Below are 22,123 nucleotides of genomic sequence, written 5' to 3' on the forward strand. Positions count from 1 at the left end.
AGCGCCGTGATGTTTGAAAGCCGTAGAAGTGCAAGTACCGTGCCGAGCGATATACCCGCAATGACGGCCGTGATTGTGATCTGAAGGGTGACGACCGTGCCCGCGGCTAGGGCCGGCAGGCTCTCATAGAGGATCTCCCAGCTGAGGTTGTGCATCAGCGAACCCCCATCGAACCGGGGATTCTAAGCTTTGGTTCGATGATGCGCGCGCTTGCTACCACGAAGAGGTTGATGATGGCGTAAGCTAATGTCACTGCGACAAAAGATTCGTATGTGTGCGCAGTATAATCGACAAGCTGCCGTGCTTGTGCAGTAAGGTCCAAAAGACCGATGGTCGAAGCGACAGCCGAATTCTTGAAGACGTTGAGAAACTCTGACGTCAGGGGTGGCAGAATAACCCTGAAAGACACCGGTAATAGCACGTACCGATACGCCTGCCACCGCGAAAACCCGAGTGCTAGGCATGCCGCTAACTGTCTGGGTGGGAGAGAGAGCAAACCGGATCTCACCTGCTCACAGAGGCGAGCGGCGGTAAAAAGACCGAGGCAGACAACCGAAGTGGCAAAGAATTGAGTCGTGGGTGGAAGCTGCTTGATCCACGTGCCGAGATGTTGCGGCAAGAGTTCCGGAATAACGAAGTACCAAATGAAAAACTGGACGATCAGCGGAATATTTCGAAAGATCGAAACATAGGCTGCGCCAATATTGGACCAGCCATGGCCGGGGAGGGTCCGCAAGACGCCTAAGATCGTCCCGAGAACAAGCGCGATGATCCAAGCGGCGAGAGAAACCTGGATGGTGACGTAGAAACCTGACAGCAGCCAGCCAAGGTACGTTGCGGGTTCACCAGTGGAAACGGGATCCAGAAAGACCCCCCAATTCCATGAATAATTCATGATGTGACTCCTGACGGAAGGGCCAGCAATGCGGCCCCTCCGCCTATGGCTCGGTTATTGGCCTGCTTTGTTCAGATCGTCGGAGGCTGTGTCATTCGGGCTCTTGTAGAGCGCTTTCAAGCCAGCGCTCATGGGAAAACCAAGGTTTAGGCCGCGCGGCGGAACGGGGGTTTCAAACCACTTCTTGTAGAGGTCGTCGATCTCTGGAGAAGTTTCGAGTTTCGCGATTACGTCGTCTGCGATTTTTTTGAACTGCGGATCGTCCCGTCGCATCAAGCACCCGTAGACCTCCTTGGACTGCGGCTTACCGACGATCTGCCACTTTTCAGGCGTGCGAGACCGCGCCTTCTGACCGGCTAGCACCGCATCATCCGACATATAGGCGATCGCCCGGCCGGTCTCCAATGTCTGGAACGACTCTCCCTGGTCTTTGGCGCTGATCACGCTCATTCCCATCTGGCGATCCTGGTTCATAGCTCGCAGCAGTCGTTCAGACGTTGTTCCCGCCATGGTGACGACGGTCTTTCCCTTAAGATCCTCGAAGTCAGTGACGCCTGAGTCGGTGGCCGTCAGCAGTCGCGTCTGGATCAGGAAAATTGAATTCGAGAATGCAACTTGTTTAGCGCGCTCGAGATTATGCGTTGTCGAGCTGCACTCGATGTCGACCGTCCCGTTCTGGATGAGCGGGATGCGGTTCTGGGAGGTAATCGGCATGTTACGAACAACGAGAGAATCAAGGCCAAGTTTGGCTTTTATCGATTCGACGATACGCAACTGAATTTCACGAGAGTAGCCGATCACCTCCTGGTTCTGATCGTAATAGGAGAAGGGAACAGAGGTCTCCATATGCCCGAGAGAAATTGTTCCACTTTGCCTGATCTTCGCCAGTGTCGGCGAGTCTTCAGCGAAAGCAGCGACCGTTGTAACGGTGAACGCTGAAAGTAGGCCTGCTAAAAAGATGTGTTCTTTCATGAAATCCTCCTATGGTTGTGTCTACGCCGCTCGAGATTTTCCCTCTGAGCAAGTTCACCCTTGTCGTAGTTCTTTGTGTCGTGCTTTTCCGCTTGGATGGCCGAGCCGCTGCAAGCGCTGCACCGGCCAAACCAGCGTCAAATCACTTCTGCAAATGCGCGAATGGGAAACGCTGCCGCTTCACTAGCCGGCAGCGGGATCGCATAAAACCTGAACTGCAGACCAAGCAACGCGTCTAGACCGCGCAAATTCTCCACCACGAGCGATCCTTCGCGAAGAAGCCATGTATGTGCAGGTCGTTCCATGTCGCTGGTGGAGTCAACATTGGAACAGTCGACCCCGAGCATACTGATCCTATGATCAAGCAAGTGTTGGACAACCTCACGTGACAGATACGGATGATCGTAGTAGCGTTCCGTGCCCCAGAACTTATCCCAGCCGAAGTTCACAAGCACGGCTTGACCGGCTAGATCGGAAGGGATCTTGATCTTTTCGATGCCAAGGCACTCGCCGGGCTGAGCGTGCCGGGCATCGATGACGACCCCGCTGCGTATCAGCCGCGTCAGTTCGATCGAAGCAATATCCTCGCCGTCGTGAAATCGGTGTCGCGGTGCATCTAGCTTTGTCCCAACCGAGGTTTGAAACGAGACCATGGTGATCTCAAATTCCGACTTATGGTCATAGGACGGTGAGGTAGCGACATGAGTGAGATAGGGTTCAATACGAACACCAAACTCGCCGACACGTAACCGCGGAACCGGCATCCCGTCGTGGAATCGGTGTGTAAGGTCATGAAACATACTATCCTCCGCTGCCCGCAAAGCTCAGCTGGTGATCGCAAGCATCCAGATGTTGCCTCGATATTCTGACAGCACCAGTGCCCCTGCTAGAAACATTAGAAAGCCGACACGATATCTGCAAATGCCCTTTTTATGGCAGGCAATGTGGATTTGGTATACGTCAGGCTTTCCAGGCAGTGCCCCTACCCATGCTAGCTTGAACCAGGCACACGAGTGCCCAAGACTGGTAAGTCTGGGCTGCAGTCCCAAATGCCCTGTGCGCTTGCGGGTTTAAGCCGCTATGTGAGCTTTTGGAAAACTTCTCGGGCGCTTTCGGCAAAAACCACAGCGAGTTTGGATTGGGCCATATTCGGTGGGAACGCCATCTCGGTCTGGACGGGTATACGCGGATGGAAGTCGGCCACGTGAATCAGGCTTGAGAAGACCCGGGCAGCATATGGACTGATCACGCCCAGTCCAAGATTGGCGGCCGCAAGTGTACAGATTGTAGCGGAATAGTTTGTTTCGATTACTGAAGACGGAATCACGCCTTTTTTCGTCAGAAGGTGGTCGAGCCGCCTTTGTAATGTGTCATCCTGGTGGTGTGTTAGGAGCGGATAGTATGACAGGTCCTCAATTTGGATCATTTTTTTCGTCGTGAGAGGATGGAGCTTGCTCATCACGCATACAGCCTGGGACTGATGGACGAGTTCAGGATCAAGACCTGTTGAGTTCAAGCTGCTCGTTGAGAGCGCAAGATCGTACATTCCGCTCAAGAGACCATCTTGCATGAGATGTGTTTCGATCGTGTGCAAGCTCACGCGCACTTTTGGAAATTCCTGTCTGAACTCCTGTGTAATCGCAGGAATGACAGACATTCCCAACACTGGGGTGCATGCAATCCGAAGCAATCCAGTACCACCTTGGCGAAGAGCCAATACGGTCTGTTCGATTTTCTCAAGACCAAGAAAGTGCCTCTGCACCGAATCAAACAGCTCCTTTGCTTCTGGGGTAGGCACCAAACGGCCACGCTGGATCTCAAACAGCTTGATGCCTGTTGCCGATTGCAATTGCGCGAGCGTCCGGCTCACCGCCGGCTGAGTCGTGTTCAGGAGTTGTGCCGCCCCGGTGGTGGTCCCGCTCATCATGACCGCACGGAAAGCCTCTATATGGCGACTGTTTAAAGGGCGAACCATACTATGGACCTATCACAGAGTTCATCGTGCTATGTCAAAACATTATTCCCTGTTACTTTAAAGCAAGCATTTGCAATATGCGAGCCGGCCTTTCGACGCCTGTGGCTCGTCCGGCATTCGACAACTCTTTCCAGCGGCTTTCCCACACCCCGTTCAATCCTGCACACGGGTTTGCAAAAATAGTGGGTTCCGCGACAATGCCAATTGCCCAACAAGAGTGACGGTTTGATTAAGGAAGGAATCGCTGGTGTCACAAATCAGCCGCAGCGCTACGAAAACACTGGACGTTCTTCGCCTGCGTGCTGATACACCCGGCACAAAAAACAGAAACCATCTCAATAATGCTGGCGCCGCGCTGATGCCGACCCCGGTTATTGAAGCGGTAACCGGCTATCTGAGCAGGGAGGGGGAGATCGGTGGATACGAGGCAGCAGCTGAGGCCGATTCCATACTGGAGGGAACATACGAAAGTTTGGCCACTTTCGTGAACTGCGCCCGCGATGAGATAGCGATAGCCGAAAATGCAACGACCGCTTGGCAGCGCGCCTTCTATTCGCTCGCCTTCGGTCCTGGCGACCGGATCCTGACATCAAGTGCCGAATTCGCAGCCAACTACGTTGCCTTTCTGCAGGTTGCCAAACGGACGGGCGTGTCGATCGAAGTCATTCCAAATGATCCTACTGGTGTCCTCGATCCGGATGCGTTGGCAAGAATGCTTGATGAGCGCGTCCGGTTGATCGCGATCACTTGGATCCCAACAAACGGCGGGCTCATTAACCCAGCGGCAGCGATCGGTCGGATCGCGCGCGAAAATGGAATTCTCTATCTGCTCGACGCATGCCAAGCTGCGGGACAAATCCCGATTGATGTTAACGCCCTCGGCTGCGACATCCTTACCGCTACGGGCCGCAAGTTTCTCCGTGCGCCGCGCGGGACCGGCTTCATGTATATGCGCAAATCGGTCCTGGAGAAGATCGAGCCAGCCGTAATCGATCTCTATGGTGCGCCTTTGACTGCACCGGAGCGATACGAGTTGCGACCTGATGCCAGACGTTTTGAAACTTGGGAGAAAAACTACTCGGTGCGTCTCGGACTGCGGGCAGCAGTGGATTACGCGCTCGACATTGGGCTCGAGAGCATCGAAGAGCGTTGTAGTCACCTCTCGTTCAGGCTTCGTGAGGGACTGAGGGAGATGCGAGCGGTGTCCGTACATGATCTCGGGGCGCCGCTTGCGTCCATCATCTCATTCACCGTCAAGGGCTGGGAATCGTCAGCCGTCATGGCCGACTTGACGAGCAAGGAAATCAACGTCTCGGTTTCGCCTCCCTCGAGCACACCCGTTGACGCCCATATGCGACAACTTCCGCCGGTCGTGCGGGCGTCACCGCACTATTACAATACCGAGGACGAGATAGACGAGTTTCTGGAGGCGATTGCCGGCCTCGCCTGGTAGCTGTTTTCCCTTGGCTTTTTCAAAGGCATGACGGGCCAGAGTGTGTGGACGGGTCGGTAGGGGAACTAGTCCCAAGCTCGCTGGGGCCAGCTTAGCCGCGGCAATAAGATTAAGCGCGGCAGACCCCCGACAACGTGTGTCGAGGGGAAGGCAAAATTCACCGTAGCCTGGAGTGCGCCCCTTGGGGTGGACAAGGATCAGGCTGCTGATTTGGCGCGGTCTGCTGAATTCTCAGCCGAGAACGATTTTCCCTATGGTTTTGCCTGTCTCAATAAGCTTGTGCGCCTTTTGGAGGTTCGAAACCGAGACCTCGCCGACATGATGAACCGCAGTTGTTTGCAGAACCCCCGCATCTACGAGGTCAGCAATTTCGTTGAGAATTCGGTGTTGCATAATCATATCCTCGGTTTGAAAGAGCGGACGGGTAAAAACCATTTCCCAAGTAACCGAGACGCTCTTCGGTTTGAGATTGCCGATATCGAGGTGGATGTCATCAATCAGCGAAAGAGATCCCTGAGGTGCGATGATCTCGACGATCTCGTCGAGGTGTTTGTCGGTCTCGGTGAGACCCGCGACATAATCCACAGTTTGGATGCCGAGTTGACGGATCGCCCGGTCGAGTGGCTCACGGTGGCTTACGACATGATGCGCGCCAAGTTTTCTCACCCATTCGACCGTTTCGGGGCGAGACGCGGTGGCGATGACGGTTAGGCCAGTGAGCCGCCTTGCCAACTGGATGAGAATTGATCCTACCCCACCCGCGCCGTTTATAATCAGGATCGAACCAGATATTGATTTCATATCGTGGGGCACGCGCAGACGTTCAAACAACAACTCCCACGCGGTTAGTGCCGTCAAAGGGAGCGCGGCCGATTCTGCAAATGAGAGCGTTTTTGGCCTGCGCCCCACTATCCTTTCGTCCACGGCCTGTAACTCTGCGTTACTGCCCTGCCGATCAATACTGCCTGCATAGAATACTTCGTCACCCACGTTGAACAGCGACACATCCTCGCCCGTCGCAACGACGACACCTGCGGCGTCGTATCCTATAATCTTTGAGTGGCCTTCCTCCGGCTCCGCTCTTTTTCGAACCTTGGTATCCACGGGATTTACGGACACCGCCTTGACGGAAACGACTAGATCGCGCGGGCCTGGAAAGGGGTCGTTGACTTCAAGCTCGGTCAGAACTTCTGCGGATCCTGCATTTGTGTAGCCAATGGCCTTCATGGAAATCTCCGGTGTATGGTTGATGCATGCAAACGCTTTGCGTCGCCCGCACACGAAACTTGTCAGGCGGCTGTGGCTGGGAGCGGCGCTGCGGGGCGCGGGGGGAGCGCGCGCTGCCATGCCGACCCGTAGCGTGTGTACTGCGGCGGGACGGGGATCTCCGACTTGAGTTCATCCGCCGCAGTTCTCGGCCAGAACGGGTCCTTGAGTATTTCGCGCCCAATCAGAACGATGTCCGCACGTCCGTTTTGAAGAATCTCTTCGGCCTGTCGTCCGGTCTCGATCAAACCCACCGCTCCGGTCTTAATCTCCAGTTTCCGACGAAGAAGTTCGGCTGCCGGCACTTGGTAACCCGGGAAGGAATCGACCTTGACCATCGCAATGCCGCCAGACGAGCAGTCGATCAGATCGACCCCCTGTTCCTTCATCCATTGGCCATACACTAGGAAATCAGACGGCGTATTTCCTCCCGCGACGTAATCCGTAGACGATATGCGCACGAATAGGGGACCCTCCCATTCCGAGCGAACCGCATCTATGACCTCGCGCACAATCCGATAGCGATTTTCGTGACTGCCGCCATATTCATCGCTGCGGTGATTGGCCAGCGGCGACAGGAATTCATTGAGTAGGTAGCCGTGCGCCGTGTGAATTTCAATGACGTCAAATCCCGCTTCGCGCGCCCGACGTGCACCTCGGCGAAATGCCTCTACGACGTCTTTGATACCATCTACGGTCAGTCCTTCAGGCACGCGGGAATCAGCCATGAACGGGATGGCCGACGGTGCGATCGCCGGCACGCCATCGATACCGAACTGTCTTCCGGCATGGCCAAGCTGGCAACCGGCCTTGGCACCGAATTGATGAATGACATCGGTCAATCTAGTGAGCCCCGAAACCTGTCCGTCATCCCAGATACCGATATCGCCGGGCCCGATCAGCCCGTTCTCAAGCACTGCGGTTGTCTCTAGAAAAACGAGACCAGCCCCGCCAAGCGCACGCGCACCGTAGTGGACAAGGTGAAAATCGTTCACGCGGCCGTCGGAACCTGCTGAATGCATACACATAGGTGACATGGCGATACGGTTGCGGAACTCGGTGTCCCTGATTATGATTGGCTCAAATAACATTACTGGCATTTACGACTCCTGGGTTGTCGATCAGCGATGGCCCAGAGATACGGAATCCATTCCAGCGTTCAATACGGGAAAAAAAGGCCTATACTACGCACATGTATAGCGGTTTGCCTCGCATCAGCGTAGTCGGAAGCCGCCTCTGGCGCTGCCCAAAATCGAAATCTGCTTGAGCGAGGCGCGAGCAAGTCGACAGTACGCATAAGCGTAGTGTCTTGTACAAACACCTCACCTCGCTATACTTTGGGTCAGTACAGCCTCTTTCCGTATCGGGGAGTGAATCATGCCCAAACGACGCAACTACGACGCCGTGCCTGCGTGCTCCATGGAGGCAGCGCTCAATCTTATCAATGGGCGTTGGAAAGGTGTCATCCTTTTCCACTTGATGACCGACGGCACGACCCGCTTCAACGAGCTTCAACGACGACTGCCCGGTTGCACGCCGCGGCTGTTGTCGAAGCAGCTAAGAGAACTAGAGGACGACGGGTTCGTCCATCGCGAAGTCTACGCGGTTGTTCCTCCCAAGGTCGAGTACTCGCTTACCGAGGAAGGAAGGTCGATCGGGCCGATCCTTCTCGACCTCTGCTCGTGGGGAAGGGACTGGTTGAAGCGCCGCGGGCTTACGACGTTTGCAAACGACGTTGACGAAACGCCCGCAAACGAGCGCAGGCCGCATTCTGAAGCTCTGCGAAGAAGCGCAGCCTAGCGGCGCCTTTTGCAAGCTATCATGCCAACGGGTGAACGCTTCAAGCGGTACGGCCGTAAATGACGTCCATACATCCGCCCCCGCGCCGTTCGACAAGGGCAACGATGGAATCGCTTTTGTTCAAGGGCCGCACAGGGGCCTCCAAGGCTGCGATTGCGGCGAGCTGGTCAATCGTGCGGAGGGGAAGCGAGCTTTTGCGAAACCGCTCGAGCAGATCCATGCGCATGGGATTGACGGCGATCCCCGCTTCCGTCACCACGACATCCACATCGCAGCCGGGGGTGACGCAGCAAGCAACGCGATCGACGATCTTTGGATTGCCGCCTGCCCTAAGGCGGGTCGTGACGATTGTAAGCTTCGCGCCGGCGGCGGTGTCTGGATGACCGCCCGGTCCTCCAAGAATGACGCCGTCACCACCCGTTGCGACATTCACGTTGAAAGACCTGTCCACCTCCGCAGCCCCAAGAACAACCGTATCAAGCAGATCAACCACGGGAGACGGGTCGATGGGTGATGCGTAGCGGGATGCTGACATCGCGATGTGCGTTACGCTCCGTTCATACGAACGGACCGCCTCCAGATCGAAAGACTGCACGTCGAGGATACGCTCGAACAGCCCTGCCTCGAGGAGGGCTACGTGTCCGCCAGCAATGCCTCCCGAGATAAACCCGCCCCGAACGCCGGCGGTGGCGAGAAGGTGACCCAACTTGTTCGCCACTCCCAGGGAGATTCCGCCTGCCCCCGTCTGGAACGAAAAACCGTTGGCAACCAAGCCGCTCGCTTGTATGACGCCGAGAACAAGATCGACGATGGTGCTGCTTGCTGCATCGGTCGCGATCGCCGTTGCACCTGACAGGATCCGCCGGTTATCCCCCAGGCTTGGCACCTTTACCAAAAAGTCGGCTTTGCCTGGCTCGATTTCGTATCTGTCCGGTGGAGCGGAGCAGATTTCTTCTGTCAGAAGCACCACATTTTTTGCATAGTCCGCGTCGACCATCGCGTAACCGAGCGGGCCGCACGAGGCCCGGCCTCCGGCTCCGGTCGCGGCACCGTCGCGACCCACCCTCGGAGCACCGAGGAATGCTACGTCTATCCGCATTTGACCACTTGAAATAGCACGGGCGCGGCCGCCGTGGCTCTGGAGGAGAACGGGTTCGGGCATCAGCCCGGCCATAATTGCACTCGCCACCGGACCCTTTACATAGTCGCAGACTAGCCCCGTCACAACGCCCGTCGCGATATGGTCTACGAGTGGAGCGTGGATCGGAAAGATCGAGCTCGCAGCGACTGTCAGGCCCCTCAGGCCAGCTTCCGCGGCGGCATTCAAAACCTGGTTCAGCACGGCATCGCCGTCCCGCAGGTGGTGATGGAATGACAATGTCACGCCATCCTTGATATCACAGGCGATGAGCGCTTCACGCAAATTCGAGAGCAGCTCAGGAGGCCCGGAAGCGGCCTTGGGAGGTAACATGGAAGGAGCCGGCGCTAACATTGCCTCGCCTGGTCTATATTTGCCTCCCACGGGAATATCCATCAATACGCCTTTCGTGACATCTACATGCTACCCGACGATGGAAAAGACGCGCCCGCAGCGCAACACGTTCCTCCATCTTTGAGCGATAGCGGATTGCAATGGCGGCGCCGGTATTGAGGTGGGGTATCGCTCCCAATAGTTTTTTCGTCTGGCCGCCATCCGAAACAACGTTCATGGTCAAACGCTGATCCAAATGCTGAGCTCGTTTTGTCATGACCGTCATCAAAGAAGCCGATATCGTCGAAAGCATCGCGGAAGCGCTGCAGTACATCTCTTACTACCACCCCCCCGACTTTATCCAGCACATGGTCTCTGCGCTCGAGCGCGAGGAAAGCCCCGCTGCCCGCGATGCCATTACACAAATTCTCGTTAATTCGCGAATGGCCGCTATAGGGCGAAGACCGATTTGCCAGGACACGGGGTCGGTGAATGTCTTCGTCAAGCTCGGCATGATGGTGCGCATCGACTCCGACAAATCGCTTCAGGAAATTATCGATATCGCGATCAGGCGCGCATATCTCAACAATAGCAATCCGCTTCGCGCCTCGATCGTGGTGGACCCTCTGGGTACTCGGAAGAACAGCGGTGATAACACTCCCGGTATGCTGTCTGTCGAACTCGTGCCCGGTGAGCGGATGTCGATTACGGTCTCCGCCAAGGGCGGCGGTTCCGAAAACAAGGCCAAGTTTGTCGTACTAGAGCCTTCTGAATCGATTTCCGACTGGGTTGTCAAAACCGTAGAGGGCCTCGGCGCCGGCTGGTGTCCTCCCGGAATTCTCGGCATCGGCGTGGGTGGCAGCGCCGATAAGGCGATGCTTATGGCCAAGCAAGCCATGAACGAAGAGATGGATATGCTCGAACTGCTGAGGCGGGGTCCCGCCAATCGGATTGAGGAGCTCCGTCTGGAGATTTTCAATCGCGTGAACGAGCTCGGTATAGGAGCGCAGGGATTGGGGGGTACGATAACCCTGCTGGATGTGAGGATACAGTCTTTCCCGACACACGCGGCCTCGTTGCCGGTTGCCCTCATTCCCAACTGCGCAGCAACACGTCACATGCATTTCGATCTGGACGGGAGTGGCCCAGCCGAGTTCCGCGCGCCGTCGATGTCCGACTGGCCCGAACTTGTCCTCGACAGGACGGCCGCAAACTATCGACAGGTCGACCTCGACACCTTGTCGGATGAGGAAGTTGGCTCCTGGAAGTGTGGAGAAACACTCCTTCTCAGCGGTACGCTCTACACCGGACGCGACGCGGCACACAAACGGATGGTCGAAACCCTCCGGGCTGGTGGACAAGTGCCGGTCGATCTGACGGGGAAAGCCATCTACTACGTAGGGCCGGTGGATGCGGTTGGGGACGAGGTAATCGGGCCGGCAGGCCCGACCACAGCCACGCGCATGGATCGGTTCACCGAGGAGGTGCTTGCTGGCACGGGCTTAAGGGTAATGATCGGCAAAGCCGAACGGGGCAGGGAGGCGATTGAGGCAATCGCGCGCCACAAAGCCGCGTATCTCGTCGCTGTCGGCGGCGCCGCCTATCTTGTTTCGAAGGCGGTGAAGGAAGCCAAGCGAGTCGCCTACGACGACCTTGGAATGGAAGCGATATATGAGATGCGCGTCGAGGAGATGCCCGTAACCGTGGCAGTGGACTGCCGAGGTCAGTCCATTCATATCCTCGGTCCAGCCCAGTGGCGGGGCAAAGCCTCGAGTTTGTAGAGCTAACGGGGGCTCCATACAGCAAGTCTAAATGGCTTTCGGCACTGGGGTCGGGGCAGAGCTTAGGGGCTTGCCCCGACTAAATCTTAAGTTCGCGCCTATAGTGGTAACTGGACTACGTTTTCGCGCCGGTTGACCACCAGCTCTGCATTCAAAGTGAACCGGTCGACCAGCTTGCGTAGCGATAACGCGAGCTGCGAAACGGATTGACCAAGGTCACTTGTCTGGCCGACCATCGCCGCGTTTTGCTGGGTAATCTGGTCCATATAGGAGATCGACGAATTCACCTCGGATACCGACGCCGCCTGAGTGCGGCTGGCAAGCGCAATGGCTTCGACCTCACCGCTGACTTTGGCGATCTCGCTACTGATCGAATTCAGGACATCGTTCATCGCGCGAACCATCCGCGACCCCGTCTGAACTTCAACAGAAGCGCGGCCAATCAGTGTCTTCACCTCCTCCGCCGCAGATCCCGAGCGCTGCGCAAGCTCGCGGACCTCCTGTGCCACGACGGCGAAACCCTTTCCAAACTCGCCAGCGCGCGCGGCCTCGACGCCAGCATTGAGTGCCAGGAGGTTCGTCTGGAATGAGATTTCGTCGATAACGCCAATAATCTGTTCGATCTGCTGGGAAGCGACTTCTATCCGGACCATGGCCTCCAATGCGTTGACGCCAACAGTTTTGGATTCGTCGGCCGCGGATTTGGTGTCGCTGACAGCATGGCTGACGTGTTCGGCCTGTGATGCAGTCGATTGCACGATCGATGCGATCTGAGCCATCGCGGCGGCTGTTTCTTCCAGCGAAGCGGCTTGAGCCTCCGACCTCTTGGCGAGTTGGTTGGCCGACCCACCCAGCAGGTTTCCGTTATTTTCAAGCTGCACTGCTTCGTTGCGAATTTGGAGAAGCGTCTCGTTCAGGCGCGCCAGCGAACTGTTGAAATCAATACGCAGCTTTTCGAGAGGTCCGGTGAACACGGTGTCGATTTGAACGGAGATGTCGCCCATTGCAAGCCGCTCCAACCCCGCCGCAATATGGGTCACCGCTGACTCGAGCTGCTGGTTCGAGGCGGAGCGCTCCGCCTCATTGCGCACTCTCTCGCCGTCGGCCGCTATGCGCTGCGCTGCGCTTTCTGCTTCGATCCTGACTTTCGCCCGGGCATTTTCGCGAAAAACGCCGAGCGCACGGGCGATATCGCCGACTTCATCCTTGCGCGCCTCGTCATTCCCAGGCTCCGGTTCTTGTCCGCGAGCGAGCTTGAGCATGGCCGTGGTGACCCGCTCAATCGGGATTTTAAGCGTAAAAATCAACAGCCAGGCGGCGAAGACGGCGACCGCAACGCCGGCCACGATGGCTGAAACTGAGAGCGTGTTTGCCAGCCCCCGGTCCCTATCGGCGACCGCTTTTTGATCCATTACCAAGTCTGAAAGCGAAGCCCATATCCTGTCGATCGTGGCAGCCGCCTGGTTGAACGCTGTGTTACGGTCGACAGCGATCTGCCTGAGTTCGCCTGTGCCCGTCCGTATACCATCAAGTGGAGGGTCCAGCGCGGCGGGCAGGCCATCGAAAAAGGTCAGACCGCTCACCGCATTTGAGAAACTAACGAGGTCATCATCAACCGACTTGAGCGCTTTCAAAACGGCTTCCTCCCGAAAGGCCGTGGGTTCGCCGACATGCCGTGCCACAGTGGTTTGAAGAATGGCGAGATCGTAGGACAGCCGCCTTGAATGACCTGCAACCGCGACCGCGAGAGCTGATTTGTCACTCATATCCGCGAACACTTTTGTGGCCGATTTCATGTCCTGAAACCCTTCGGCCTCTATAGCTTTCTGAATTTCGACACTTGCCGCCGCGGCGACGGATATGCCCGCCGCTGACGGGTCAGTCCCCAGATCCGTGAGGCGGGAAGACAGTTGCCGAAGGGAGTTTGCGAGTGCCGGGGAGAGCACGTCGGCCCGCTCGGATAGTTGTTTGTCGACGAACCGCGAGCGCGCCTTGACGAGCGAAAGCACCTTCGCCGCGTCGGCGCTTACCAGATCCGCGGCCAATTTCTGGAAGAATCTGCCGGCCCCATCAAGATAGTCGGCCCGCTGTAGCGCCAACTTTGCCGTTTCTTCACTTGCGCGGATGTTGGTCTCGAGAGCCAGTTGTTCCTGCGATAACTTCTGCTGGAGACCGGCTATCTGCTGCGCGCTTGCCTCGAATTTCTGTCGCACGGACTGTTCGGACTGGTGGATTTCCCAGAGTTCATCAAGATTGAGTTCGATCTTGGCGGTATCCAGTGCAGCGGCGGCGATAATTGCCCGTCCGTCAGCGGCGCCCAGCCTGTTTTCCGCGAACCGTAAGACAGCTTTTTGGTTACCCAGTTTCTCCGTAAGGTCATGGCGGGAATCCTCATTCGCGTTCTGAAGGAAAAGGCTCATGCTCGCATAAACGTTTTTGAATCCCGTTAGGGCGTTAACGACATCTCCTGTGGATTCGAGCCGTTGCTGCAGGACGCCGGTAGAATAGAAACTGATGCCGCCGATCGCACCGATTGTCAGCACAAAAGCGGCGCTGATGATGCCAATCTTGGTGATAATCTTAAAGCGACCGAAAAACTCGCCAATCCCCATTGCGCTCAGCCCCAAAAGGTTCAAAAAAAACTATAGTCCGCCCATTCCACGCGCATTAACTACGATCACCGTGACGTGGTGAGCCGCGTCCGGCTGCGGCCACGTACTCGACCAGTGCTCTCAACTACCTTGCCGCAGTGATCGTAACGGTGTCTGTGGAGGTGGTTAAAAACTCGGCTCGCACAGCCTTGTCGTGGGCGCCGAGAGCAGGGACCGCACCAAAATGCAGATCACCTGCGGCTATCGAAGGTGGTGCTATAAGCTCAACCTGTCCCGTCGTGGTTTCGACGGCGATGGTGCGCAGTTGCGGGTGCTTCCCGAGGTCTTCAAGCGTTGAAAGACGCCCAAAGGCGATTTCCGCCTTCATCAGGCGTTCGGCGACCTGGTCGCGCGTCAGATCACCGAAAATGGAGTTAATCACCGCTTCGAGCTCTCTACGGTGTTTCACGCGCGCATTGTTGTTCGAGAATTTCTCGTGCAGATGCAGATCGGCTCGCTCGAGAACCTGCTCGCAGAGGCGCTGCCATTCACGCTCGTTCTGAATGGAAAGCAGGAGCTTCTCTCCGCCGTGACACCCGAAAACACCGTAAGGGGCAATCGTGGGATGTTCCAGACCGTTCCGGCTGGGGTGATGGCCACCGTACTGGAACTGAAGATAGGGCACGTTCATCCAGTCTGCGAGGCTGTGGAACAGCGAGACTTCGATACCGCGACCTTCTCCGTTTTTTTCACGAGCGTACAAGGCCTGGAGTATGGCCTGATGCGCATACATTCCGCATGCGATGTCGCACACTGACACTCCGACTCTCGCCGCGCCCGCGTCGTTGCCGGTCAGCAGCGCAAGGCCACTTTCTGCCTGTACCAGAAGATCATAGGCCTTCATCGAACGATACTCGCCCGTCGAACCGTATCCGGTGATGTCCACGGTGATGAGCTTCGGATAGAGCTGCCGCAATTCGGCGCTTGCGATGCCGGCGCGGTCGGTAGCGCCTGGGGCAAGATTTTGAATGAAGACGTCCGCGGTGGCGAGCAGGGAGTGTAGGAGCTTAACGTCCGCCGGGTCTTTCAGGTTGAAAAGGACGGACTCTTTGCCACGGTTTAGCCAGACGAAATAGGCGCTCAGTCCGTTTACATAGCTATCGTAATTCCTCGCGAAATCTCCTTCGTGGCGTTCTAGTTTGATGACCCGCGCTCCTGCATCAGCAAGGCGGGAACTTGCATAGGGAGCTGCCACCGCCTGTTCGAGAGCAACGACGGTAATTCCCTCAAGATCGTGACGCATGGTTGTATCCCAAAATTTGAAGTTTCGGCGATACTTCCAGAACGGGCCTTCCCGCGCTAATCGCCTATTGCTCTTGCACCGATTGAACAAAACGATAGCGGGTCAGCTATTGCTTTTTGCAATAGCGGGAATAGCCTTCCTGTGCTTGCGGGCGTTGCTCTTTAGGTATGTAATCTAGCGGCGCTGGAGCGTTGCTGCAGCGCAGGAAAAAGAAGATATGGCTATGCGCCTGATGCTATGCACTTTTCTCTGTCTAGAGCTCTTCTCTGGAGCAATGGAGCCTTAGTGTCCCGAGAGTAATAGCGCGCACTGCTTAAGGTTGAGCCATAACGCATTCCTATGGATGCCGCGGCCACACATTCGAGGAGGAAAGCCCGAGCTGCACGTGCAACCGAATTTGGACGATACGACAATTGCCGGGGCCAAGCCCCGCGACTGAAAGATTCGTTTGGCTCTGGGAGGGGTCCATGGAGGAGAGACAACTAAAATGCTTCCTTGCCATTGCGGAGCTCGGCTCCGTTACAAGAGCTGCCGATAGGCTCGACATCGCCCAGCCGTCACTAAGCCAGATGCTGCTACGACTGGAGGACGAACTCTCAATAAAGCTTTTCGAGCGGACTTCGCGCGGCGTTTTGTTGACCGAGCCAGGGCGGATCTTCCGGGAACATGCCAACACGATCCTTCGCGAAATGTCGCGCGCACGAGAAGAGATTCGCAACGATGACGTCTTCATTCACGAGAAGGTGTCGATCGGGCTGCCGAGCTCGGTAAGCACCCTGATCGGAGCCCGTCTGATTGTTGAGGCGAAGAAGCAGTTTCCCGGTATCTCGATCAATGTATCGGAGGCTATGTCTGGCCACATTAGGCGGTGGCTGGAGGAGGGCAGTCTTGATGTCGGTGTCCTCTATAACGTTCAGGATATGCGCGCCCTCAGTGCTACGCAGGTGGCGGTAGAGGAGCTCTTTCTGGTTGGACCGCCTCGTGCGTTCGGTCCGACCGACGACTACGGGATCGCGGTCGAGCCTGTTAGCCTGGCCGAGCCTGACAAATATCCGCTCATCCTTCCAACGCAACAGCACGGGCTTAGAAGGTTTGTCGATGACAAGACGCGCCACAACGCGTTCGAACTCAATGTCGCTTTCGAGTTGGATTCGCTTCTTCATATCAAGACCTTGGTTGCGCAGGGACTTGGCTACTCGCTCCTCGCCCATGCCGCGATCCTTACCGAACTGCGCGAGCAAAAGCTCTCGGCGGCACGCATCGTCAAGCCCGTGTTCCGGCGCGGCATTTTTGTCGTCCGCAATCCCGCCCAGATCGTGACGAGAGCATCTGTCAGGGTGAATGACCTGCTTATAACGCTGATGTCCGACCTTATTCGCCAAGGCGAATGGCTGGCCACCCGTGTTTCCAACAGCGGTTCCCTGACTGGGGTCCCATAATCGTTTGCAATGGCAGTGAGAGCTTAACTCAAATTGCCGGATGTCAGGCAGCGGCCTCTTATGGCCCAGCAATTCGCACAATCAGGGAGGTCCGGCATTGGACAAGCACTTCATCAACGGCAAGTGGGCGGCAGGCAGCTCCGGCGAAACGACACCTACTATAGATCCCAGCACGGGGAAGGAATACGGCCGCATCGCTCTTGGCACCATAGAAGACATCGACACGGCGGTACGAGCCGCCAGGCATGCTTTTGACCAGGGTGCCTGGGGGAAACTCACAGCGGCCGAGCGCGGTCGCCTCCTCCAGAAGTTTGCCCTTCTTATCCAGGATCACAGGGAAGAGCTTGCTCAGATCGAGGCCAAAGATACAGGCAAGCCAATGACCGTGGCGCGCAATGACGCGGACGCGGCGGCGCGGTACTTCGAATATTACGGCGGGGCGGCCGACAAGGTCTACGGGGATACCATTCCCTATCTCAACAACCACTTTGTCGCGGTGGTGCGTGAGGCGAAGGGCGTTACCGGGCACATCCTGCCATGGAATTACCCGATGCAAATGTTTGGCCGGACGCTTGCGCCATCTCTCGCCGCGGGCAATGCGACAATTCTCAAGCCTGCCGAAGCGGCGTCAGCGTCGATCCTGCGCCTCGCGGAGCTTGCTTCCGAGGCCGGACTTCCCGATGGCGCGATCAACGTTGTAACCGGTCCCGGAAGCAAGATCGGACCCGCGCTCGCAGGCCACGCCGGCGTGGACTTCATCTCGTTCACAGGGTCGCCCGAAGTCGGTCAGCTCATCCAGAAAACTGCGGCTGACAACTACATCAACTGCACGCTCGAACTCGGCGGCAAGTCTCCGCAGGTCGTGTTCAGCGATGCCGATTTCGATATCGCTATGCCAACCATCTTGCGGGCCATTATCCAGAACAGCGGTCAGACCTGCTCTGCGGGAAGCCGCGTTCTTGTCCAGCGGACAATCTATGACGATTTCATGCAACGATTGGGTGATGCGTTTAGCAAGGTGCGTGTAGGCTCGCCCGATATGGACTTCGATTGCGGCCCGATAATCACGTCCAGGCAGAAAGAAACCGTTCAGCGCTTCATCGACAAGGCAAAGGCTGATGGAATTCCCCTGATCGCCCAGGGCACGATCGCCGAAGGCGTGGACCCAGACGGGTTTTTTGTGCGGCCGTCGCTCTTTGGCCCGGTCCCGCACTCAAACAGCCTTGCACAGGAGGAGGTTTTCGGCCCGGTTCTCGCAGCGCTGTCATTCGAGGACGAGGACGATGCCGTGCGCATCGCGAATGGCACAGAGTTTGGCTTGGTAGCAGCGGCCTGGACCCGCGATGGTGGCCGCCAGATGCGGATGTCCAAGCGTCTGCGTGCTGGGCAGGTCTTCATCAACTGCTACGGCGCTGGAGCGGGGATTGAATTGCCATTCGGGGGCACGGGGAAAAGCGGACACGGTCGCGAGAAGGGCCTCGTCGCACTAGACGATTACACGAACCTGAAGACGGTTGTCATTCAGCATGCTTCTTAAGTAGCGTCCATATAGAGCACCGGCAGCGCAGCTGCCGGTGCTCAATCCAATGCCAGCAAACCAAGCCATATGCGTCCTCGCATGGAAAACGGCGTACATACCGGTGGAGAAACAAATGACCCATACAGCATCGCCTAATGGCGGCAAAATGAGAGCTGCCAAGGCTTTCGGCTTCTCGCTGGACCAGATCAGAATTGTTGAGGACGATGTTCCGGTGGCGGGGCCGGGGCAGATTCTCGTGAAGGTTAAAGCCGCGACCCTTAATTACAGGGATCTCGCGGTCCTCACGGGTACCTACATCGCCGGATTGCCGCTTCCGCTCGTCCCTGCTTCCGACGCGTGCGGAGAAGTCGTTGCCACCGGAGAAGGTGTGAGCCGCTTCAAGGTCGGCGACCGTGTCCTGCCGATTTATACACAAGGGTGGCACGATGGCCGCCCGACGCCCGAACAGCGCGCGAAGCGAACGATCGGTGCACCGCTGGGCGGAGTGCTCCAGGATTTTGTTGTGGTTCCCGCGGAAGACGCTGTGCATGCTCCCTCGAACCTGACGGACGCAGAGGCAGCCTGCTTGCCGATCGCGGCTCTGACTGCATGGTCGGCGCTTTCGGCGGGGCCGGTAAAAGCCGGTGACACGGTGCTGCTGCAGGGTACAGGCGGTGTTTCCCTATTTGCCCTGCAGTTCGCCAAGATGTCGGGGGCGAAAGTCGTGATCCTGTCATCGTCTGATGAGAAACTGGAGCGAGCCAAAGCGCTCGGTGCCGACGTGGGGATCAACTACAAATCAACGCCAGAGTGGGCGGCGGCTGTTAAAACCGCCACGGACGGCCGCGGCGCCGACCTCATCGTCGAGACGATTGGATCTTCCTTGCCGGAGTCGCTTTCATGCGTATCTTTCGGGGGGACTGTGGCAGTTGTGGGTTTCGTGGCCGGATATGAAACAAAGCTCAATGTCCGCCAGTTAATCGGACCAATGGTGAGGGTGCAGGGCATCGCTGTCGGGTCGAGGCGCGGCTTTGAAGACATGAACCGTGCCATAGAATTGGCCAACATTAAGCCATTCATCGACTCGTTCTACCCGCTTGAAGACGTGGCTGAAGCCTTCAAGTACATGAAGAAGGGCTCACATTTCGGGAAAATCGCCATCAATCTGTAAGACTCTATCGGACCGCCGCTCGTGGCGGTCCGCCCGACCATGATTTGCAAAGCGAAAGCACGCCCGTTCACTGACGCGTCTCCACGGTCGCGCTACCGATGTGAGGCAGAGAAACATCGCTCGTGTACGAGCCCCGCCAGATCGAGGCCAGTCATAAGTGCGGCCCGCCTGTAAAGCCATCCGGCCCGGCAGGCGTTTGTCTGTCATCCAAGGTTCGTTGCCGGTATCGGCGACAATCTGGCCGACCTCGCGAATGTGTGAGCGCCGATGATACTTGTCACGCGACCGTAGGACGCCGTAGGCGACACTCACGCCCAAGGAAGCAAGCCGGCGGTAAAATTCACGGCTGATGAGCCGCGATATCCGGTTGAGCAAAATACCGGGTTACCTGACGAGGCGCCCGCCACAAAAGCCTTGGACGCTTATTTCGCCTGGAGGAGAGAGACGACTTCTGGAAGGAATGCCTTGCCTTCTCCACTCTCCACCAGGCCACTCAGCGTTTTATGGGCCGCATCGGCTATGGTCGTCACCGCGCCCGCATGTCCTGCCATTTCACTGTAGTAGCCGAAGTCCTTGCAGGCGTTCTCGATAGTGAATTGAAGTTTGTCGCAGCTTCCCTCAAGGATGTACAAGGCGACGCGGTCCAGCGCGATACCGCCCGAGCCGCCTTTGCTGAGGCATTCGATCATCGCCACCTTGTCAATCCCGGCGGCAAGCGCTCCCGCTGCGACTTCTGCAATAAGTGCGACCGCACCGAGCGAAATCATGTTGTGGACCAGCTTAAGTTGGTGGCCGCTACCGATATTTCCGGCAACGAAGATGTTTTCCGAAAAGGCCTCTAGCAGCGGCCGAACCTTTGCAACAATTTCTGGATCCCCACCCACCAGAAGATTCAGGCGCCCTTCTTCTGCTTCTTTCGGCGTGCGCGTCATGGGAGCGTCGATCAAATGGCAGCCCTTGGCGGCAACTTTTTCCGCGAGCACGCGCGTAGACGTCGGCACTGCCGTCGAGCAGTCGATAACGATAGCCCCACTCCGAAGCGCGTCGAGAATCTGTCCGGAGCCGACCAGGACATCCTCGACCTGTGGTGTCCCCGTGACGCAGATCACGACCGTGTCACAAACGCCGGCCATCTCCGCCGCCGTATCCCATCCTACCGCCCCCAACTCATCGATATCCGCTGTAGGCTGGTTGCCGGGATGTCTAAGGTAGTTGAGCTTCCAGCCTTTCCTCGCGATGTTTTTCGCGATCCCGTGACCCATCAGGCCGACACCCACCAAACCGATGTTCTTCATAGTAGTCTCCTCCGTAGTTGTCTGTTGAGTTGGTGACCCCGCCCGAGTCGCTCTCCCTGATGGTTTCGTCGCGAATGCCACAAACAGCGCCTCAGCAAATCCGCCCGGCTGGAACGAGAAGCCAAGGCCGCCAAAGGCCGCCTCGAACCGTGCTGGCCGTCAGTGTGCCGTCTCCGGAGGACGGCGGAACCAGCGCCACCTAGAATTATAACCGCGGTCAACATTGCGGTTGAGGAAGGGAGGGCCGCACGCCGCATTGCGAGAGCCCCAGATACGCTAGATGCCGCACTTTTGAACGACTTACCCTCGCAGTCGGCAATTCTGCGAGGGGCGTGGCTGAACCATGATGCTTTGGCTGCATCAGGGCCAAATGTGCTGGTTTTCCGTTACAAGCACGCCATAAAGCTTTTTGGCGAAGTTTGGCGCGTCGGCCAGCAGCGTACGGCCTTCCTCACTTGCAAATGCGGCGTCGTGCGCCTCGACACTGTCAAACCAGAGTTCAGAAAACCCGTCCCAACCCGCTTCCGGATATTTTTCGCGATCGATAAGGTTCGTCGCATATCGAACGAGACCCGGCAGTTTTTTGCAAAGCTCGGCATGGGTCCCGAGCCAATGTGAGTGAAACTGGTCCAAGGACATGTCATCGCGCCTGACCAGATATCCAATTCGTTTTGCGTAGGCCATGATTTTTCTCCCTGAGACTACGATGTGCCCGATATGCTTATTGTGGAACCATTCGTGCCGACCAGCAATGATCCGCTCTTGCTGCTATCGGGCAAATAAATAACTCTATCCGAGGGGCAGTTCGTGCGAGGCGGTCCGCATTGGCGCTCGCATCAACTCGTCGACATTGTCGCCCCGGCACCAAGTGAGGACCTTTAAGGGCACACTAGGACTCAACGCGCCCTAACCCGAGTTCAGGATGCGGAACAAGATCGTTATGCTGACTCGTGCTTCTGAGCAAATTTCCGCTGGGTGGTGGGCATGGCATCGATGGTGAAGGCTATGTCTTGATGGTCTGCGGCCGCTTGCTACTTTTCAGCACTCTTTAGAAGAGATTCGAAGTGGCCTCCTTCGCGGAGGCTTGCCATGGAGTCAAAAACGCCGCTAGAGCGCGGACCACTTATCGAACCGTCACATATTCAAATAGACCGGCCCCTCGCCGCCCTGCGGCGGCACCCAGTTGATGTTC

17 protein-coding genes are annotated in these 22,123 nt (G+C 57.0%); 6 read left to right on the forward strand and 11 right to left on the reverse strand.

Annotated elements, in window-relative coordinates; translation table 11 throughout:
* Positions 1–154: 154 nt before the first annotated feature.
* The 4 genes from FY112_RS12290 to FY112_RS12305 all read right to left on the reverse strand — a co-directional run bounded on the left by FY112_RS12290 (position 155) and on the right by FY112_RS12305 (position 3,842).
* Entirely contained in the window at positions 155–895 is a 741-nt protein-coding gene (locus FY112_RS12290) for an amino acid ABC transporter permease (protein WP_017958462.1), read from the reverse strand.
* A gap of 54 nt (positions 896–949) precedes the next feature.
* Entirely contained in the window at positions 950–1,867 is a 918-nt protein-coding gene (locus FY112_RS12295) for a glutamate/aspartate ABC transporter substrate-binding protein (protein WP_151518478.1), read from the reverse strand.
* 137 nt (positions 1,868–2,004) lie between these two features.
* Positions 2,005–2,667, reverse strand: a complete 663-nt coding sequence (locus tag FY112_RS12300) for a cyclase family protein (protein ID WP_017958460.1) — start codon at positions 2,665–2,667, stop codon at positions 2,005–2,007.
* Positions 2,668–2,945: 278 nt separating this feature from the next.
* Entirely contained in the window at positions 2,946–3,842 is an 897-nt protein-coding gene (locus tag FY112_RS12305) for a LysR substrate-binding domain-containing protein (RefSeq protein ID WP_017958459.1), read from the reverse strand.
* 247 nt (positions 3,843–4,089) lie between these two features.
* Here FY112_RS12305 and FY112_RS12310 point away from each other — a divergent pair, with 247 nt between their 5' ends.
* Positions 4,090–5,295 (forward strand): aminotransferase class V-fold PLP-dependent enzyme, encoded by a 1,206-nt coding sequence (locus tag FY112_RS12310; RefSeq protein WP_017958458.1) that lies wholly within the window; start codon positions 4,090–4,092, stop codon positions 5,293–5,295.
* A 231-nt stretch (positions 5,296–5,526) separates the two neighbouring features.
* Here the strand turns inward: FY112_RS12310 and FY112_RS12315 are convergent, their stop codons facing one another.
* Entirely contained in the window at positions 5,527–6,522 is a 996-nt protein-coding gene (locus FY112_RS12315; protein WP_017958457.1) for a zinc-binding alcohol dehydrogenase family protein, read from the reverse strand.
* 62 nt (positions 6,523–6,584) lie between these two features.
* A complete protein-coding gene (gene namA, locus FY112_RS12320; RefSeq protein ID WP_017958456.1) occupies positions 6,585–7,661 on the reverse strand; it encodes an NADPH dehydrogenase NamA in 1,077 nt (358 codons plus the stop codon).
* Positions 7,662–7,938: 277 nt separating this feature from the next.
* Between namA and FY112_RS12325 the strand changes: the two genes are divergently transcribed.
* Positions 7,939–8,361, forward strand: coding sequence for a helix-turn-helix domain-containing protein (locus FY112_RS12325; RefSeq protein ID WP_017958455.1), 423 nt, complete (start codon positions 7,939–7,941; stop codon positions 8,359–8,361).
* A 40-nt stretch (positions 8,362–8,401) separates the two neighbouring features.
* On the opposite strand, the gene FY112_RS12330 is transcribed toward FY112_RS12325, so the two are convergent.
* Positions 8,402–9,832, reverse strand: a complete 1,431-nt coding sequence (locus tag FY112_RS12330) for a citrate lyase subunit alpha (protein WP_157626453.1) — start codon at positions 9,830–9,832, stop codon at positions 8,402–8,404.
* Between the two features lie 275 nt (positions 9,833–10,107).
* Between FY112_RS12330 and FY112_RS12335 the strand changes: the two genes are divergently transcribed.
* A complete protein-coding gene (locus FY112_RS12335) occupies positions 10,108–11,613 on the forward strand; it encodes a fumarate hydratase (protein WP_017958453.1) in 1,506 nt (501 codons plus the stop codon).
* A gap of 98 nt (positions 11,614–11,711) precedes the next feature.
* Here the strand turns inward: FY112_RS12335 and FY112_RS12340 are convergent, their stop codons facing one another.
* Entirely contained in the window at positions 11,712–14,225 is a 2,514-nt protein-coding gene (locus tag FY112_RS12340) for a methyl-accepting chemotaxis protein (protein WP_017958452.1), read from the reverse strand.
* A gap of 124 nt (positions 14,226–14,349) precedes the next feature.
* The gene (locus tag FY112_RS12345; protein ID WP_151518479.1) at positions 14,350–15,507 is read right to left on the reverse strand and encodes a CaiB/BaiF CoA-transferase family protein; all 1,158 of its coding nucleotides are present in this window, start codon (positions 15,505–15,507) and stop codon (positions 14,350–14,352) included.
* A 467-nt stretch (positions 15,508–15,974) separates the two neighbouring features.
* Here FY112_RS12345 and FY112_RS12350 point away from each other — a divergent pair, with 467 nt between their 5' ends.
* The 3 genes from FY112_RS12350 to FY112_RS12360 all read left to right on the forward strand — a co-directional run bounded on the left by FY112_RS12350 (position 15,975) and on the right by FY112_RS12360 (position 19,636).
* On the forward strand, positions 15,975–16,946 hold the full coding sequence (locus FY112_RS12350) for a LysR family transcriptional regulator (protein WP_017958449.1): 972 nt from the start codon (positions 15,975–15,977) through the stop codon (positions 16,944–16,946).
* Positions 16,947–17,043: 97 nt separating this feature from the next.
* On the forward strand, positions 17,044–18,483 hold the full coding sequence (locus FY112_RS12355) for an aldehyde dehydrogenase family protein (protein WP_151518480.1): 1,440 nt from the start codon (positions 17,044–17,046) through the stop codon (positions 18,481–18,483).
* A gap of 115 nt (positions 18,484–18,598) precedes the next feature.
* On the forward strand, positions 18,599–19,636 hold the full coding sequence (locus FY112_RS12360; protein WP_017958447.1) for an NAD(P)-dependent alcohol dehydrogenase: 1,038 nt from the start codon (positions 18,599–18,601) through the stop codon (positions 19,634–19,636).
* Between the two features lie 422 nt (positions 19,637–20,058).
* Here the strand turns inward: FY112_RS12360 and FY112_RS12365 are convergent, their stop codons facing one another.
* Positions 20,059–21,012, reverse strand: a complete 954-nt coding sequence (locus tag FY112_RS12365; RefSeq protein WP_280760155.1) for an NAD(P)-dependent oxidoreductase — start codon at positions 21,010–21,012, stop codon at positions 20,059–20,061.
* Positions 21,013–21,291: 279 nt separating this feature from the next.
* Complete coding sequence (locus FY112_RS12370; protein ID WP_017958445.1) at positions 21,292–21,615, reverse strand: EthD family reductase; 324 nt, start codon at positions 21,613–21,615, stop codon at positions 21,292–21,294.
* Between the last annotated feature and the right edge of the window lie 508 nt (positions 21,616–22,123).

Origin of the sequence: Rhizobium sp. PEPV16 (genome assembly GCF_008919455.1) — a bacterium.
Lineage (GTDB): Bacteria > Pseudomonadota > Alphaproteobacteria > Rhizobiales > Rhizobiaceae > Rhizobium > Rhizobium leguminosarum_Q.